5 protein-coding genes are annotated in these 20,020 nt (G+C 37.1%); 1 reads left to right on the top strand and 4 read right to left on the bottom strand.

Annotated elements, in window-relative coordinates; all coding sequences use genetic code 11:
* Positions 1-378 precede the first annotated feature (378 nt).
* From CYAN10605_RS01030 to CYAN10605_RS01020, 3 genes are all read right to left on the bottom strand, one after another.
* Positions 379-1,968, bottom strand: coding sequence for a hypothetical protein (locus tag CYAN10605_RS01030; protein ID WP_015218092.1), 1,590 nt, complete (start codon positions 1,966-1,968; stop codon positions 379-381).
* A gap of 266 nt (positions 1,969-2,234) precedes the next feature.
* The gene (locus CYAN10605_RS01025; protein WP_015218091.1) at positions 2,235-2,681 is read right to left on the bottom strand and encodes a hypothetical protein; all 447 of its coding nucleotides are present in this window, start codon (positions 2,679-2,681) and stop codon (positions 2,235-2,237) included.
* Between the two features lie 297 nt (positions 2,682-2,978).
* Complete coding sequence (locus CYAN10605_RS01020; protein WP_015218090.1) at positions 2,979-3,170, bottom strand: hypothetical protein; 192 nt, start codon at positions 3,168-3,170, stop codon at positions 2,979-2,981.
* A 155-nt stretch (positions 3,171-3,325) separates the two neighbouring features.
* Between CYAN10605_RS01020 and CYAN10605_RS01015 the strand changes: the two genes are divergently transcribed.
* Positions 3,326-6,724 (top strand): hypothetical protein, encoded by a 3,399-nt coding sequence (locus CYAN10605_RS01015; RefSeq protein WP_015218089.1) that lies wholly within the window; start codon positions 3,326-3,328, stop codon positions 6,722-6,724.
* 253 nt (positions 6,725-6,977) lie between these two features.
* Here CYAN10605_RS01015 and CYAN10605_RS01010 read toward each other — a convergent pair whose 3' ends face one another.
* Entirely contained in the window at positions 6,978-19,529 is a 12,552-nt protein-coding gene (locus CYAN10605_RS01010) for a cadherin-like domain-containing protein (RefSeq protein ID WP_015218088.1), read from the bottom strand.
* Positions 19,530-20,020 lie beyond the last annotated feature (491 nt).

Raw genomic sequence — 20,020 nt, 5'->3', positions numbered from 1 at the left:
GCCAAAAACGAATTAAATGTAAGCATACAGCCAGTGAATATCTCACTAGCCAAGGTGTCTAGGGCGGTTTTGACCCTGCCACAAGGGATAAACATATTTAATCATGGTTTTAACCCGATTCAATTCAATATTCCTTTTTTGAATCCCCGTTACTTTAGTACGGGGAGAGGTCAAGTCTAGTGTTGAATAGTTACGCTATGAACGGGATGCAACTGGTCTATATTTTCCACGGGATAATTTTCGCTACTTCTTAATCATTAATTCGAAGTTTGACAAAAGAGAGATAATTTATACTGGTTCTGACACAAGTTTAGATGAAATAATCTGTAATTATTGTGTCAGTTAATTATATCATTCTTATTTGAAACGACTATATTATTACTCCAAACCGCCTCCTGCTCTAATAATTGAAACTTGTTCTTGCAAAGTACCCGCTACGCTGAGGGCATAACCAGCAGCCGCATCAAAATTCCATCCTGCATCTGTGCTTGCTATACCCGGATCAATTACTAATTCATCAATAGTACTTAAATTAACGTCAGTGGTTTCAATAGTAATAGTGGGATCAATAACTAAACAAGCAGAACTATTACAGTAACCTAAACTTTCGATCGCGCTGCCGGCTGGTGGAGTTCCTCCCTGAAAATAACGACTGCCAGAAGATGTCATTTCTCCATTTACAGACATAGTTGCACCATTAGGCAAAACAATACTGCTACTACCTGAAGCTCTAGCTCCGGGACGGCTTTCGGGAGTTAAACTATTTGTCCCTGCACCGGCACGAATAATCGAGACTAAATCTGACAATTCATTTATATCCCCCGCATTTTCATAAATTTTAAAGGCGGCTGAGGCGTTTAAGTCTGTGGAGGCAGGATTTAATGCACCAGGATTCAAACCCACACTAGGATCTCCGGGTTGTACTTCTCCTGGATTAATAGTTAGTAAAGTCATATTAAGAAAATCAAGTCCACCCACTGCCAACTGTTCCAACTCGGGAATAATACTAAAACATCCTAGTCCCCCTGCTTGAACACAATCAAATGCGACATTTGCTCCAGCCCCGGGGTCTCCAGTGGCAAAATATAAACCTGCAGGAAGAGCTATTTCTCCACTGGTAGATATAGTTGTACCGTCTTGGTTTTGAACAGTAAAAGCTCCTGCTATCCTTGCTTGAACTTGAGGGGAGGCAACACCATTAGCATCACTCACGGCACGAATAATAGACACAATATTTGATAGGTTGGTTTCTCCGTTTAGAATTGATGCGGCAGTGGTAGCTAAGTCGAAAGGAGTATTAACTAAACCCACAGGGCCTGGATCTACTGTTAATTCTTGAATTACAGGAGGTGTAGAGGGATCACCAGCAATCAGATTATCAATGAAAGGAGTTATTTTAATACACCCTGAAATTCCATTACAGTTACCTGTATTAAAGCCATCGTCAAAGCCGAGAAATAACAGTCCAATGGGAAGAGAATATTCTGCACTGGCACTCTGAATTAAACCATCAGGACTAGATAATGTGGTGCTTCCTGTCGCCACCGCTTGGGCAGTGCTGGGATTACTTAAAAAATTAGAATTTGCTCTAATAATAGAGACTACATCAGAAATATTACCAACACTAGCATTGAGTAAGTCAGCCGCTTGTTGATTCAGCGTTACTGAAGTGGGATTTGTTAAATCAATTCCTCCCGGATTAATGAGCAAATCATAGGTAGGATTACCATTAATGTTAGAACCAGAAATATTAACTAAAGGTTGAATGGAAGGAGTGCCAGTAAAAGAACCAGTAGGAATAGAAATACTTCCTGCATTTGTTTGGATAAAATTATTCCCTGAAACAGGGTCTGGGATGAAGTGAACCGATGCACCAGAGACAATAGCCTGAGCCATTACCATTTTTGGAGCGAGGGGAATTAAACTCAGGGTTGCTAAAGAGAAAGTGATTATCGATTTTAAATTCATCTGCTTTTATCCAAATTTTTTCGTAGATTGTTGAGTTTAAGGAGTATCAAATACTATGGCACTGTAAGTAGATTTCAAGATTCGCCGTCTGAAATTTTTGGTTTGAGTATATGGGCAATTTAGGCATTATTCAAATAATGGTTGTCGGATTAGTGGTGAATCTAAGTTTTTATTATTGCTCAAATTCATTCTCTAAATTTTTGTGTTGTCTTTAAACCCCCTTTTAACAAGGGGGGACTATATTCAAGAGACGTATAGAGAGAAGATTACTCTAAACCGTCAACTCCAGCACCGGCACGAATAATAGAAACTTGTTCTTGTAAATCAGCCGCGTTGACTAAAGCATCAGCTGCTGCTTGAGTGAAACTGGAAGGCACAAAACCTGCCAAATTACCGATACTATCGGGTAAGCCGGGATCAACTACTAATTCTGCAAATGCCTGTTCATTAACTGCTAAAAACTCAGTTTCGTCTTCAAGTGCAGGAGTCACAACTACGGCACCATCTACTTGGGCAGGGGTAGCAAGTTCATTAGCAAAACCACCTGTAAAGTAAGTTCCAGAAGGAAGACTAACTTCTGCACCGACAGATTGACTAGCTCCGTTCATTAAAACAATAGTCGAAGAACCGGAAGAGTAAGTTTGAGCAAAAGCAGGAGTGGCTAATAAAGAACCTAATCCTGCTACACCTAAAGCTAATAAAGTTTTTTTCATGGTTTATACCTAAGTAGATATTTGTTTTCAAGAATGAATTAACTACTAAATACCAACATACATTCACTTAATATATTAAAATGACGAAGTGAATTTAGTTAAATCTTTAGTATCATTTAATATTATAATATTATGTGAAAAAAAGAAACTTTTTATTGTTTATTTATTTGTTTTATTATTAGTATTTTTTATACTACTTTTTTCTCTATTGAATCTCAATACACATGATAGTATGATTGTGAAAAATCAATATGTAAAAACATTTTCTTTAGACATCTCCAAAAATTCATAAACGTTTTACCATAAATGTTTAGAGGTTTTTTTTTGATGGGGCGATGGTTTTTTCTTTGTTTCTTGTGCTTTATTCTCATTATCTTCAAGAAATTTAAGGTAATCAATGAGTTGCTGTAATTGTTCGTAATTGATACCTAATAATCTTTTTGTTTCTTGAGGATGGTTTTGAATATAAACCCAAGTATAATTATTCATTATGATCGCTCGCACTTGGCATAAAAATTAATAGGATTATACCAATTTTTAGTTATTATATTTTGGAGATGTCTTTTACATATCCAAAATAAATATATATTCTTATTTTTAAAGTGTTTGTAAAGATGCTACGAAAATTTTAAGAAAAATTTAATATGAAAAAAAAGTATGGATATAATGCACTTTTATCTTCATTTGGGGGCAATATTATTAACAAAAATATTTTAGGTTTCATAGTATTCTTATTGAGCTTTTTACAAAGTACAAGTGATGGTTGTGCAAGTATTTTTACTGATAGTGCTTTTACGGATACAGAGAAATTATTTGATACGGGATCAGAAAACCAATCTCAGGATTTGAAAAATATTGACGAAAAACAATACACTACTGACAGTAAGCAATGGGTAGTAGTAAACGATGAGAAACAATTTTTATTCTTCAGCTCAAGTTATGACTTTGTTAGGTCAAACATAATAGTTCAGAATATAGAAGAATATGAAGTAGCACAGTTATTCATCCCAGAAAGTGAACTCATCGAAGATGCCGCTTTGCGGATCGCTCTTAATCCTTATAGTTTTGATGAGCAGGTGAGTTTTACCCCCTTCAATAACAATCTTCTGGCTCAGAATATAGAAAAATATGAAGTAGCACAGTTATTTATTACACCACCTCAAGATGTATCCATCGAAGATGCCGCTTTGCGGATCGCTTTTAATCCCTACAGTTTTGAGTCGGGGGTGAATTTTACTCCTTTCAATAACAATCTTCTGGCTCAGAATATAGAAGAATATGAAGTAGCACAATTACTTATTCCAGAAAGTGCGATCGCTCTTAATCCATCTTTTTCCCTTGGTTCATTAGCTTTAAATACTACAGAAAACCAAAGTCGAAATTGGCAAAACGCTGATGAATATAGCTTTTTTCAAGAAAAATTATTTGCCCAAAGTGATTTATTAGCAGAAGATAGACTAATACCTTTTGAGCGTCAACCTGACCCCAGAACCTTACCTGTTGAACCCTTACAAGATGAGCCCCCAGAGCCAGAAGAAGAGCCTCCAGATACCATAACTGTACCCCCTGAAGTGGTAGCAGAATTTATTGATAAGGCTTTAAGCGGTACTGCCACAAAATATCCTTGGATTGTCGGAGGTTCAGATAGTCTCACTTTTTCTCCTTTTATCTTTAAGCCTCGCATCGATGATATGTATCTTAATTTAGACTTAAGAGAGTCCGATCGCAATCCCTTTTGGAATAAATTTGGTTTTGGTTACTATCCCTATAAAGATCAACTGTATTGGGTACTAGAAGATAACACCATTGTTGGTAGTGTTGCAGGTATTTTAGCAGGATCAATTTATGAGGGGAAACAAACAGAGATTACCCAACGACAAGTATTAACTCAAAGACAAAGTTTCACTGGTTATCAAGCGGTTTGGGTAATTCCCAATGATTTACAAAGACTATTTAAAGTTCAAGATTTATCAGATTTTCAAGTATTTAGTTTAGCTGGAGAAGTCGTTAACCCAGAAGGAGTACCAGCAGGGGATATTCAATTTAATACAGATAATTTAGGAGCAGTGGGAAAGGACACAATTATTTTACCTTCACCTCAGGCACTCAATGATAGTCAAATTGGTGTTGGTTCTACCTTTAATCCACAAGGGGGAGGAGCATTATTTCGTAATTTAGATGTGGAAAATAGTCCTTTAATCTTACAAGGTTTCCCAACTAATGATTTAAGGGCTTTAGCAGAAGTTGATGTGAGACAGGGTGAAACAATACCCAAGGAAATATTAGAAGGAGCAGGAATTTATTGGACAAATCCCATTACAGGAGAATCAGCACCCATTTTTAACCGTGAAGTTACCTCCACCCCCGGAGTCAAAATTGCTCAGGATGGAAAATTTGACAATCAAGATTTACTAAATATCCTTGTCAATCCTTTCTTAACCCAAAAAGAAAGAAATAATCATTATTGGAATTCACTTTTTTGGCTTGGCATGGGTATTCAACCCCCAGAAATTAACACTTTTGAAATTGCCAATGACCAAAAAGACTGGTACAGATTTTACTTCAGTGGTTTACATAATCGTTTTCTACTGCAATATTCCCAAGAAGATATAGGTGCAGTTTTTTATAATTTATTTACTAACCCCGGCTTATCCGTAACTCTTTCAGACGATTTTAACAATGTTGATGAGACTCAAAGTATTAATGCGAGTATTGGTATGATGTTAGGGGCAATATTTCACACTTTAGATCTTCATATTTTGGATGAAAGTCTCGAAAAAGCCAGAGAGAGGAGAGATAATAACGAAATTTTTAAACCCATTACCACTAAAGCCACATCTGAACAAAGACGGGATATAAATGTACGCTTAAACAGTACTCTCGGCTACGGTAATTCTGCCAGTAGTTTAAATCAGGTGTCAGGTTTTATTACCTTCCCCACCTATGTTACTCCTGATGAGTCAGATATTTTTCAGATTAGAACAGGCAATATCAAAAGGGCAGTACAATTCATTCAACAAGATATAGGTGATTGGACTGAGGGAGAAACTTTTGTGGAGTCTGCAAGACTTTCTAATGAAGATTTTGGCCCTTTAACCTTTTTAGGTAATCCCACACCTTTACAAGCAACAGAGTTTGAAAATAGAGGACAACCCATCAATGAAAACTTTGCCAGTCAGGTAGTTTTAATTAGTCCTGAAGGACAAAAATTTGTGCAGGAATTTAATTCTCGCTACTTAACAACCTATCCAGTGCCGATTACAACTTTTGACTTAGCTTATGATCGTTTAGTGTTACGAAGAGATTTTACAAGAGATATAAATCTTAAATACTTTAATGGTTATATTAACTTACCTACCATAGAAGGACTCTATGCTGGAACATCGGGAGATTGGGCTTACAGTGCTAATGCAGGTATTTGGTTTAATGTTGATCCCAATTCTGCAGGAGATATTAGTCGTAATGATTTTGGCTTGAAAGAACCAAGTGTTGGGATTTATGTAAATGCTTTAACCACAGCTAACTTTTCCTCTCCTGAGTTTGATGAAAATAATATATTAAAAGCCATCAGCACTCATAGCCCTTTATTTCGTTTTAGTTGGAATAGTGCTAGTAGTGGAAATAATCCTTGGCAGATTACCCTTGCTTATACATACTCTCGTCAAACTCGCACTTATGGTACTTCTGTCACAGGTGCATTGGGTATTATTCCTCAATATGGAAACGGCTCTGTTGTCGGTTTTCTCAATGGGAGATTCAGTTTTAATAATGGACCTATTTTAAAAGGTAACTTAGAGTTAGGGAATACCGTTTATTTTGGTTTAGAAGCAACACAAAAAGTTACAGATAACATTTTAATTGGTCCTTATGTTCGTAACTATATAGATCTTAATCAAGGATTTAATAGTAGGGAAGAAGAATTAAGTTATGGCGGGGTTATTGACTATCAAATGCCAGATAGTAGAGCTTCCATGCGTTTAGAATTGGGAGTTACAGAAAATGGAGATTTCATCGGTAGTTTAAAAGGTGATCTACGTTTCTAAATTACATGATTGAGTTAACCTGAATTCGATATAAAATTGTCTAATTGTGGTAGAAAACAGTAAAAAATACTTATAATTGCTGCAAAATAAGGTTAAATTGATTTTTTAATACCTTTTTTCTCAATTAAATGATTGTTTCGGGGAAATTTTTAAATTTTGTTGACTAATAGGTTTTAACTTCTTATTTTTCAATAGTTTTTTCCTCAAACTCAGGTGATTTAAGAGGGTTGAATAATATTCAACCCCGACAAAGTTAAACTAAACCTGAACTGTTTAATGTCATAAAGTCCGCCATTGTTAATTGATTGGTATTTATGCGAATAAAGGTGTCAGAATTTGCATCAAAACCAACTCCTGATTGATTGATTACCAAAAAGTATTGTGCAGAAACACCATTTAATTCAAGTACTACCGCAGTATTTTCAGCTAATCCACTAAGGGTGCTTTGAATAGAAGACTCATTCAAATTGGAAATCAAGCCAATATCCATGACATTGTTAAGGGTATTTTCAGTAATGATTTTATCCCCTTCGCTAGAGTTAAAATCTTTGATGTAGTCATAACCATTGAGCAATGAGTCAGTGGCAGAAGCATAAACAAAATAGTCAGCTCCAGCATCGCCAATTAATTCATCCGCACCATCACCACCGACAAGAGTATCATTGCCATTACCGGCAACCATTTGGTCATCTCCACCACCACCTATTAATAAATCATTGTCTATACCTCCACGCATAATATCGTTGTCCATTGAACCAATAAGAGTATCATTACCTGTATCTCCATCGAGAATGCTATTACCGCTTTCACTTATGATTACATCATCTCCTTCTCGTCCATAAAGAGCATCATTTGCTCCTTTTCCGTTAATTAAGTCATTTTGAGGTGTACCGATTATGGTATCACTGCGGGGTTGTTCTGATTCGTCTCCAATCATTGTATTATCTGGACTCCAAGGATCATCAACCCGAATGTAAACTTCTGCAAGATTAGAATTTAATTCGGAGTCGTTAGCAATGAAAGATAACTTTCTGATTCCTTTATGCTCGTTGACATTATAGGTAATATTTTGGATTAAGATATTTGCTTCCGTTTGAGTTAACTCTTTTGCAAAAGTTATTTCCAGAGGATTTCCATTGCTTCCTCCAGTAAAAGTACCAATTTGCGTTCCAGAAATACTCAAGATATTTCCATTAACAGTAACTCCAGCCCCAAAGCCAATAGTTTCTCCTGTTATGTCTCCGCCAAAGTAGAAGTTGCCTTGGGCTTGAACAATTAATGTGCCAGTATTTTTCAACAATTCATTATCAATAAGAGTTACTTTCGGTGAGCCAGAGGGATTAACCTGAGCGTCAATAACAAATACACCTGAGTTGATGTTAGTGGTGAAAGATTTTCCGTCTAAGTCATTTATCACAGGGGGAGTATTAACTGTACCATCGGTATAAATGTCAACCTTGTCACTTATTGCACTGGTATTGGTGGGGTTTGTGCCATTTAAACCAGTGCTTCTGGTAGCTAAGTTAACACTGGAGAAATTTAAGAAAGTCCCAAAAGCAGTACCCGTTCCGTTGTTGTTATCCACTAATCGCACTTCTAGGGGTTCAGGAATACCGGTAAATCCAGATGCGGATAAGAAACGAATGCGAGTGGTAGGTAAGAGAAGTAAGGCATTGTTGTCGCTAATGGTGCTAGGGATTGATCTCCAACTGCGACCTGCAAGATATTGCCATTGACCTTGACCACTATTTGGTGCATTGTTTCCTACGACTGCTATGCCTAATAAGTCATTAGCACTACTTCCTCCCGTTACTTGATCGGTATTGTCATTGAAGTTACCGTTAGCTGTGTTAAATATATTGCTGATAGTGTAGTAAGGTGGAGTACCATAACCTGTATATTTGGGATCAGATAAAATTACATCTTTACCAGTGGGGGCATCATTAACAGGATTGAGATTGATGTTTAGGATATTAGTATTAATGGCAGTATCATTACCTCCATTAGCTGTTCCACCATCATCTTGGACTCGGAATTGGAAATTTGTGTAAGATGAACCGATACGGTTCTCGTTGGGGTTAGTGGGACGGAATATTAAGTTTCCATTGTTAATGTCTGCAATGGGTATAACATCGTTGATATTATTGGCCGGATCAACGAGATTTCCATTATATAAAAGTATGCCATTACTAGGAAGGCTCTCAATTATGACAGCAGATAAGTCATCACCTTCAATATCAGTGAAAGGAAAGTCTGTTACTTGAAAAACATAATCATTATCTTCATTAACATTGATTGTGCTGTTTATGCCTTCTGGCGGATCGTTAGTGGGGATGATAGTAATTGTGGAAGTTATCGCAAGGGTATCATTGATATTGTCATCAATGTATATGTTGCCATTTTCATCTGTGTAATTGGTGCCGTTGTTGCCGTTATCCGTGAGAGAGGTGATTGTTACAACTCTTGTATTACTATCATTGGGAATGTCACTGGTATTTTCATAGGCGATGTTATTTACTAATGTTTGGAAACTGCTTTCTGATAAGTTTCCTCCGCTAAAGGTAAGGGTAGCTGTGTTTGAAACATCTATGCTAAGGGTGTAGTTTAAACCATTAGTTGTTGTACCTGAACCGTTACTTAAGGTTATAGGCGTACCATCAATGGTTAATATTTCATTCGTATCTGTTATGTTTGTTATGGTTAGTTGAAAGTCAGTTAAAGTTTGACCACTTTCGATCGCATCTGCAACAGTTCCACTGAAAACCTGAACGGGGGAATTGTCTTCGATATAGTTAGGATTTAATGGTGTAGCAGTAAGAGTGGGTTCATCATTGACAGGAATAACTGTTATGGTTCTGGTTAAGGCGGTGCGATCGCTTCCTCCATTATTTTGTCCATCTCCATCGATAACCAGAAAACGTATTCTGCGATCATTTGCAGAAGGATCATCGGAGGTATTGTTAAAAGTAACATTTTCGATTAATGCTTCTACTGCTGTGGGGGTTGCTTGATCGCGATCGAATCTGATACGGAGTTCAGAACCATCCTGTCCATTTAACCCTGTGACAATTACACCGATGCGTTGCCCTTGATAGTTAACGATATTATTATTTGCCCCAGTAATAGTTATATCTCCACTGGTATTAATTCCCAGTTGATCACCAGAATCAAATGAACTATTATTCACACCTCCCAGATTAAGAGGGGTAGGATAAAAGATTCTCAAAAAACCACCGTTGAAGTTAGGAGAATCAATGTCACTCAAGGTAACATCATTATCATAAATTTCTGCGGGTTCACCTTCTATGTGGGTTAAATTATCTAGGTCTGTAAAAATCGGAGAATCATTAACCCCTACTAGGTTAACAGTAAAGGTTGCGATACTAGAGATAAGATTATCGTCATCAGTAACAGTAGCACTAAAAACACGAGTACCGTTGGGGTCATCAGAAGAACTGTTATACTTCAGGTCATCAACAAGGGTTTCAAAGTCCGTTAAAGGAACTGTAACACCACTATTATTAGTAAAAGTGATAGTACGCTGACCACTTACATCAGACACATTGTAAGCAAAAGTTGTACCACCATAGGTAATAGTTCCAGAACCTGTAGCAGAGGTTAAATCGATAACCGTTATACCTAAACGCAGTTGATCTCCTGTTTGTATGGTGTTACTGTCTATACTAATTGTTAAGTTACTTAATAAAGTGCTATCAGGATCGCTAACATTAGTACCAGAACCGTTATTAATAGTGAAATTCACCGCATTCGCCCCCGTGTCAGGAACGCTCATTTCCGTGAAAGTAGTGGTATAGTTTAAAGTTCCCAAGTCGGTAGGATCAAAGTCAATAACGGGGGGATCATTGGTGGGTGTAATCGCTATTCCTCCAGAAAGAGTATTGGAGTTTAATGGATTTAGTCCTCCTGCATTATTTACACCTTGAATGTTATTCCCATCATTTACAAAAATATTATATTGACGGGTGTTATCTGTTCCGAAATTAGTGGGATTATCACTAGAACTTCTGTACTGAATATTGTTAAGAATATCGTTAACCTCAGTCAGAGTGGTATCGCCATCGAGGGTGATAAGAAAAGGAATGTTACCTGTGCCACCACTTACTGTGACACCATTAGGCAGAGTAAAACTAGGATTAATTTGCAGTATGTCCCCACTTACCCCGTCTGTGATTTGTGCTGTAATAGTACCTGCACCAAAAATGCTTGAGTTAAGACCGTTAGTGGTGCTTAAATCAATATCTGTAACATTAGAATTACTGAGTAAGTTGACAGGTTCTATCGAATTCCCTGTGCCAGTGGTGTTATTTTCTGTAACGAAAATATTTCCATGGGTAGCAGTTAAAACAGGATTATCATTGCGAGGACTAATTATTGCTGAAAGGTCGATCGTTTCTGACCATGTGCTAGTTTGAGTTAAATTACCTGTAATATTTACACCACTAGCAAAAGTTTGGGAGGTATCTGCAACTCGGATACTTAAAGGATCGGGTGTACCGTTAAAATTGGGATTGGGGTTAAAGCGTAATTGAGCATTTTCGGGGAGAATTAAAGCTGAATTATCGGAAACCAAACCCACATTAACCCAACCACTACCCGTGTTATATTCCCAATTTCCTTGAGTAACGGAATTAGCAGTATTACCAACGATCGCAATACCACCGAAAGAAGTACTCGCATTACCTCCTCCTATAATTCCTGTTTGGTTATCAGTAGCGTCACTATAGCCAAAGTTAGCACCTGTTACATCAAGGGCAGGAGTCGGATTATCTTCTACGGCACCAGTAATAGAAGTGTTAGTAGCGGTGGGGCGGTCATTTATATTAGTTATACCATTAGTGGTAATAGTAACAGTACCATTTGACCATGCACTTGTACCTCCTACTGTACCAAGATTTTTAAAATCACTCGAACTGTTACTTGCGGTTAAAATATTTGTACCGTCGGCTAAACGAACGGTTAAACTACCGGGAGTGCCAAAGAAGTTAGGATTGGGTACAAAACGAATATCTCGCCCTGCAGGAATAATTAATGCAGTAGTGTCAGATAATCCACTCACGGGAATATTAATCCATCCACCACTACCATTACTATATTGCCAAGTACCTTGCCCAGCTACATAGTCAGTGCTACCAGTAACTGCGATCGCACTTAGGGGAGTATCATTATCTGTTCCGACGGCAGTAACTATATCGTCGAGGTTATCAGAATAGTTAGCAGGATCGAGAATGAGGCTATTAATAATTGTACCGCTAGGATTATTATCATCTTCCGATTCTTGGTTAATTGATACTGTACCTTGGGCAGTAGGTGCATCGTTAACAGGATTAACATTAATGGTAATGGTATTGGGAGTTTGATCTAAATTAACTCCACCGTTAGTAGTGCCTCCATTATCTTCTACCTGAAAAGTAAAATTGGCGTAGTTATTGCCATTTTCATTGGTATCAGGAGCAAATCTTAAATTACCTGCACTGATGTCGGCAATATTTATAAATGTACCAGCAGTGATAGATGAACCATTAAGAGTTAAAGTGCCGTTGGTGGGTAAAGTCGTGATTAAAACTCGATTAAGACTATTAGGTGCGATCGCATCATTAGGAAGATCAGTAAAACCAAAGTCAGCTATATTGAAAATATAAGATTGATCCTCATTAGTCGTAACGGTGTTATCCGCACCACTAGGTTCATCGTTAACGGAGATAATGCCAGTATTCAAGGTAACGGCATTACCAGAGTTACTATAGGGAGTTGTAACACCACTAAGGCTAGTATCATTACTAACGTTGGCCGTTGTGCCTGAAGTTACCGCCCCAGAAGAAGTATCTATTAAACGGGCGATTAAACTCCCCGGAGTGCCGTGATAGTTAGCAACAGGCACAAAACGCAATAAATCAGTAGGAGCTAAAACAAAAGCACTGCCAGAAGATACGGAAGGTAAAGGAGTCCAACTTGTGCCACCATTAGAAGAATATTGCCAAACCCCTTGAGTAGAAGCATTGGCATTGTTATTGGTGATGGCAATTCCTGCAAAATCGTTAGGAGATGAACCACCATTAACGATTTGATTATCTCTTACATCAGAAAAAGTAGGGTTAAATAAAGAATCAACTGTTGCACCAACAGGGTTAGTATTGTCTTCTAAAATCGATGTTAGGTTGGTGGTAGCACTGGTGCGAGTAGGAGCATCATTAACTGGAGCAATATTGATACGGATAGTATCTGTGGCACTTGAAAAAGCAGTTGTGCCACCGTTAGTGGTCGTATTAGCAGTAACGCCATTCGTGCCAGTGGTTTGATCCCATGCTCTGAAGGTGATACCACTTACTAAAGTACCATTAATGTCTGTATTCGGAGAGAAGAAAAGACGGGTATTTCCATCATTTGCTAATAAAAGAGCGTTACTGTCGGATAAAGTTCCTGTAAATTCAGTCCAATTTGTACCGTTATTGGTAGAGTAATAGATTTTCCCTAAATTACTAGCATTAGTTAGGGCGATGCCAGTGAAAGGGTTATCATCTACGTCAGTGATATTGTCATTATTGTTGCCATCTACTAAATCGACAAAGTTACCAATTAAAAAGCCCACCGCCCCAGAGGGAATACCTATATCTTCTGTGGTGGAGAGACTTAAATCAGGTACAGGATTTAATACGGGCGCGTCATTAATGGGATTAACAACAACAGTAGCTATGCGGTTAATGTTCTCATTAAAATTATCGTTATCATAAGTTACACCATCCACATCAAAAGAATTATTAGCCCCGCTATCGGTTAAAGTTGTGATAGTAATAGTTCGATTTCCAGCCGTGGGTGCTTCACTGTTATTTTGATAAGAAAGACCATTAACTAAACTGTTTATTTGACTGGGGGTTGCATTTCCTGTCTTTGTAATAGTTAAAGTTGCAGTTCCAGATGATTCAGAAACGTTGATAGTATAACCATTGGTGGTATTGACAGTATTACCATTTGTTAATGTAACGGCACTTCCATCAATATTTAAAACTTCATTTACTCCATCACTGACATTATTAACAGTTAATTGTAACTGAGTTAAAGTTTGTCCAGATTCGATCGTACTGCTTGATATAGTACTGAAAAGATCGACAGCAGAAGCATTTTCGTTATAGGGTGCATTGCTAACTCCTGTTGCGTTGAGAGTAGGTTGATCATTAACAGGAATAACTTCAATGGTTGAGATTAGATTAGGATTACTGTTATTATCACCACCGTCAAGGACACCACCATTATCCGTGATAGAAGTAATAGTAACAACTCGATTTCCAGCAGTTGGGTCTTGACTAAAATTTCTGTACGCAATACTATCAACAAGAGCGTTAATTTGGGCTGAAGTTGCACCGGAAGAACTATTGATAGTAACTGTAGCGATGCCACCTGAAACACTTACATTCCCTGAATATAGACCACTGCTAAGAGTAAAATTGGTTCCATTAGTTAAATTAAAAGGTGTACCATTAATTCTTAGTCTTTCATTCCCACCATTACTTAAATTGCTAACGGTAAAGACAAGTTGATTAATTAATTGTCCCGCTTCAATGGTACTTGTCACCGAATTATTAAAAAGAGTTTTAAAATTATTCCCTTCTACAAATTTAGGATCTAAACCATTACTTATTAAAGTGGGTTCATCATTAATAGGAATAACCGTAATATTTCTGGTAGCTGTACCCGTGTCAGTTCCAGCACCATCAGAGTTAGCATCAGTGACGTTATAAGTGATAGTACGAGTTGTATTAGTGGGATCATCACCAGTATGAACAAAAGTAAGAGACTTTAAAACTGCTTCATAGTTTGTTTTACTATCTGTACCAGAAAGACTTAATACTCCCGTGTTAAAATCATAAATTGCTGTAATAGAAGTACCACTGGTATTAACAGCTAAAACATCCCCTGCGGTGAAACCACTACTAATAGAGATAGTAGCACTTGCCATCTGGGTATCGTCCACATCTGTTAGAGTGATGGCGTTATCAACAGAGATAGCTGTATTGTTGCCAATTTGCCCCACTGCTTCGGTAAAGATAGCATTACCCGTAGTCGGAGTGATAACAGGTGCATCTGCTTGGGGTGTAATGGTAATGTTAATTAGACCACTTCCTGTTAATGCACCTCCAGCACCTTGATTAATAATTGGATTTCCGTCATTAATAGTGTAAGCGATCGCAACTGAAGTCGGAGGGTCTTCACTAGAGTTGTTATAGGTAATTTGTTGTAAAGCACTATTAACTCTGGCAGTGGTAGCACTATTATTAAAGGTGATAGTTAATGTGCCGTTACTATTGGTGGCTAAAGTTCCGATGGTAGTTCCATTAAGAATAACATCACTACCACTAAAAGTTAAATTGCCAGTTGTGCCGAAAATATCTTCTGAATTTGCACCGCTTTGACGTTCAAGGGTTAAACTTGCTCCATTCCAATTATTGAATAAACCCGATAATTCTGGATCGATTACAGTAGCATTACTGTCAAGCACGATCGCACTTCCGTTTTCTGTGTAAGTAGGGGTTGCATCTAAGTCAACAAAAGATGGGGCATTATTTTGATCTGAAATGTTAACACGAATATTATTTGTAGCCGTTAGAGGATTATCTCCTACAGTGGGAGAACCATTACCCAAATCATTTACCAAAACATTGATATTGATGGGGGCATCATTGTTGTAATCGTCCGGGGTGAAACTAAGACCATTTAAGGCGTTATTAATGTCATTTTTTGTCCCCGTAATCGTTATAATGGCGGCATTACCATCGGTATCAGTAAGAGTTGAACTACCTGATAGTGCCAAAGTTCCACTACCTGCTGTTAGGGTGACGGTAAAATTATCAACTCCATTGTTATTGAGATCGGCTAAATCATCAATAGTAATAACATTTCCGTTAGTGGTATTAAAAACTAAAGGACTATTGGAGGTAATATTTTGAGCACCGGGTACAGCTAAAGTCGGGACATCATTAACAGGAGTAACATTAATAGGAATATCTGCGATCGCAATATTACTGCCTCCTTGTCCAACACTACCTTGTCCCAGTGCCTGAATTTCTAGAGTATCAATACCATTAAAGTTCACATCCCCTGTATAACCTAGGGCATTAAACAAAGCATCGATGGCAATTGGCTCAAAAGTACCTGTTATAGTGATGGTATCTGTTCCATTTCCTGTAATGGTAAAACCAGAAGGAGGATTATTAAAAGATAAAGTACCATTTGTTACTGTCAATTGAACTGTATTATTAGTTGTCTGGAAAGTATCAGGATCTCTTACTTCAATACCACTAAAAATTGCTCCACTTGCTACATCTTCTGTAACAGTAACATTTGCAGGAACATTAAGGATTGTGTTGTCATTGGCAGTAGAAACATTGATGTTAATTATTCTCGTAACCGTATTATTGGAATCATCTAAAGGTGATGTACCGCCATTAGTACCCTGATTTAATAAACCTCCATTTGCCCCAATAACATTGCCACTACCATCATAAAGGCGATCGTCCACAGTTACATTAAGTGCGATCGTTTGGTTTAAGTCGGTATTGGTTTGATATGTAAGGGAAGCCAAAGCGTTATTTATATCAGCTAAAGTTCCCTCAATAACTAATTTATTCCCTAGGGTATTATTAGTACCTTGAATAAAAGTAATATTATTTGTAGTGACTAAATTTAATGTACCAGCGTTAAAGGTATCGCCACTATTTTGACCATTGAAGGCTTGAGTTAACTTAGGATCGATCGTAACTCGGATTCTATCTGTTTCACCCACCGCAACGTTAACTAAATCAACATCTGCAAGGCTAATACCAGTTATAGGTAAAGGTGATGTTGAATCTAAGTTAAAAGTAGTGGTGGCAGTGGCTAGAGTTGCCTTATCGTTAAGGGGGTTAACTTGAATATTAAATTGTGCTACCTGAGTGGTTTTATTTCCATCACTGATAGTGAAACGGAAAAAGTCAGTGAAGTTTTCTGAGCCGTTATGCTTATAGCTTAATTTACCATCATCAATATCTTTTTGAGTGAAGGTACTACCAACCCCTAAAACTTTACCATCTAATAATAATGTGCCATTTTGGACTGCTTGGCTAAGGCGATATTGTCTTTGAATACGGTTATTATCAGAATCAATTGCTTGTAATAAACTATTATCAATCAGTCCAGTATCACCTTCATTTAAGGGAGTAATGAAACCTAAACCCTTATTGGTAGCAGTTGCAACTTCCCCCGGAAAAGGATCGGGAATGATAATATCATTAGCAGGATTGATAGATGATGTTAAAGGTACGATCGGAGTATCATTGACAGGAAAAACATCGATATTGATGTCAGCAGTACCACTAATACTACTATCAGGTTGACCTTCAGGTCGATTTTGATCATCTCTTGCTCGAACTGTAAACTGATCAATAAAATTCTCTGTACCATCATGGAGATATTTAACTTTACCGTCAATTAAGTCTTGTTTAGTAATCCATTGAGTAGTAGTAATTTCTTCCCCTACGTCAATGATGCCATTATTATTAGCATCAAGAAATAAAGTGCCACGAGTCGGTAAAGCAGTTACCTGAAATTCAAGATTATTGATAGTGGCGAAACCTGTGCTTTTATCAGATCCAACACCATCTACATCATTAAGACTTAATTGAGAAGATGTTATGGTAGTTACTTCTCCTTCTTTTAAAGTGACAGAAGAACCTTGACCAATGGTAGGAGTATCGTTAACAGGGTTGACATCTATACTAAAAGTATCATTAATGCGAACTTCACCACCGTAACTGACAGAATAGTCAAAACTACTGATAAAATTTTCTGTGTCGTTATGAACAAAAGTGATTAAACCATCATTAATATCTTGTTGAGTAAAAGTAGAGTCAACAACTAATTTCACCCCATTTTTGAATAATCCACCACCGGGATCGATATTATCAGGTAAAGATTTTAGAGTATAAACAACTTGCTCATTGGGTATTACTGTTACTCCAGAGTTTACAAATTTGTAATTTAACATCTCATCAGTGATGACGTTGAAACCACCTTCATTTGGAACTTGAGGAGAGTTATTTTTTGTAAAAGTTGTAGCTACATCGACTATGGGAGCATTATCTAATCTTGTACCCGTATCACCGCCATAACCAGTTGTTGAACCAGAAGGATTTGTAACTAAGGGATCAGTTTGTGGATTATTGATATTAATGTTAAAGGTGATAATATCTAAAGGACGGGGATCGATCGACGGTAGAGGTGTGCTTCTTATCCCCCCCTCTTCATCTGCAATGGGAAAAATAGTTCTTAAAGCGGAATCTCTAACAACGAAACTGAAAGAATCAGTATCTGTGAGATTAGTACTATGAACTTCATGAACATAACGAATATCCTCGTCATTAATTTGTTTTTGAGAAAATAAGCCGCCGATACCTAAATTAACCCAATTATTGTCATCATTTTTATCTCCCGTTGCTCCCCCTATGTATAGCTGTAGCACACCTTTTGTGGGGCGACTATCAAGGGAATAAACTAAATTTTTGGCTTCGCTATCAATATCATCCACTCGTAAAAAGCTATCAGTTATAACTGTAGTGCTTCCACCTTCTACTGTTAAAGAATTATTTACCCCTAAAGTGGGATCATCATCGACAGGATTGATAAATACGGGAATAGTGGCGGTGCTACTTAACTCATTTCCTGCACCTAAGCCACCACCTGCATCGGTAACGGTGATAGTATAAGAGGGTAAGGGTAAACTTGGTTCCGCACCATTACTGTCAAATTTTATTTTAAATACTTGATCTGCCGTAAAAGTTTGGTTAACAAATAAGTCTTCTCCTGTCGTATATTGCCCATTATTATCCGCATCAAAATATAATGTTCCTTGCCCTGCATTATCTACAGCATTAATTGTTATGGTAGCAGTTTCAGGAGTGTCGGCATTGTCTCCCAAATCGATAACGGGAAATCGAATGTTGTTAATTGAACCTTCAAGAAAAGCAACCTCGTCAAAAGCAATGATTGGGGCTATATTAACGGGAATTAAATCAATGTTGATTTGAGTGGGAGCAGACTCACCACCACCACCATCATTAACTTTTACGGTGAAAAAATCTGTATCACCCGGGCTAACATCATCGCCATTATGGGTATAAGTCAGTTGAGATAACTGATCATAAGAAAATACAGAACCAACTACTAAAATATTGCCATTTAGTCTTAAAGTACCTTTCGTGGGGAGACTTTCGATACTAACAATTTGTTGGGTTACTACTTGTTGTCCTGTGATGATGTCGGGATCAGATAAACCAAATTGGGCATCTGTAAAAACTACGTTAGCCTCTCCTTCATCAACGGCTAAGGCACTGATTGGGGTTAAAACGGGATCATCGTTGACTGCAGTAATAGCAAGAGAGACATTTTGACTGTCGGGGGTAACAATGGGCGGATTAGTACCATCAGGGACACTACTACTTATAGATATACTAAGAGTTTCATTACCGTTGAAGTGAGTATTAGGAGTGAAAGTTAAACCACTTAAGGCATCGTTTACATCGGCTAAAGTTCCAGAAAATTCAACAGCAGTATCATTTGTTCCATCTCCTGTTGTAAAAGTTAAATTGGGTATAGCATTGGTATCAAGAGTCAATGTGCCATTAGATACCGTGAGAGTTACTGTTATTGTTGCACTCGGATCATCATTAAGAGAAATTGTATTAAAAGTAAAGAGATTATCTTCGTTGAAAATATACTCAAAGGGAGTAGGATTAACGTCAATTATTGTAATAGCCATGATTTTTCTTCTTTCTAAGAATTAAATTAAGTTCAAAAATAAAATAAATTATTAATAATAACGAGGAAATAAATTAAAATTACGAAATATCATTTGTCGAGATAAACCGGTGTATAAATATGCTAAAACTCTTGCTTTGTAAAAAAGATTACTATGGAAACACTTAGGTATATTTTACAATATCGTTTCTTTCACAAGCAACAAATTATAAAATTAGAATTGGGTTATAGAGAACAAGATGAACTGGATATAAGACTTCCAATGCTATGATCCTAACATTATTTAATGAGGAGAAATAATTTCTTTTTTAAAGTTTTTATAAAGTCTTTTTTAAATTTTTTATAAACTTAATTATTTTTACTGGGAAATACATATATAACCTTATTTCGTCATAAAAAAAATATTTACTCTCACCTGCTTCTTTCTGTAGTTTGTTAGGGAGAATTGAATTCAAACAACAAAAGTTATATTACTAGATAAATTTTGCTATA

Origin of the sequence: Cyanobacterium aponinum PCC 10605, assembly GCF_000317675.1 — a bacterium.
Lineage (GTDB): Bacteria > Cyanobacteriota > Cyanobacteriia > Cyanobacteriales > Cyanobacteriaceae > PCC-10605.
The sequence above is the reverse complement of the archived record's forward strand: the minus strand, read 5'-3'. Positions and strand labels throughout refer to the sequence as shown.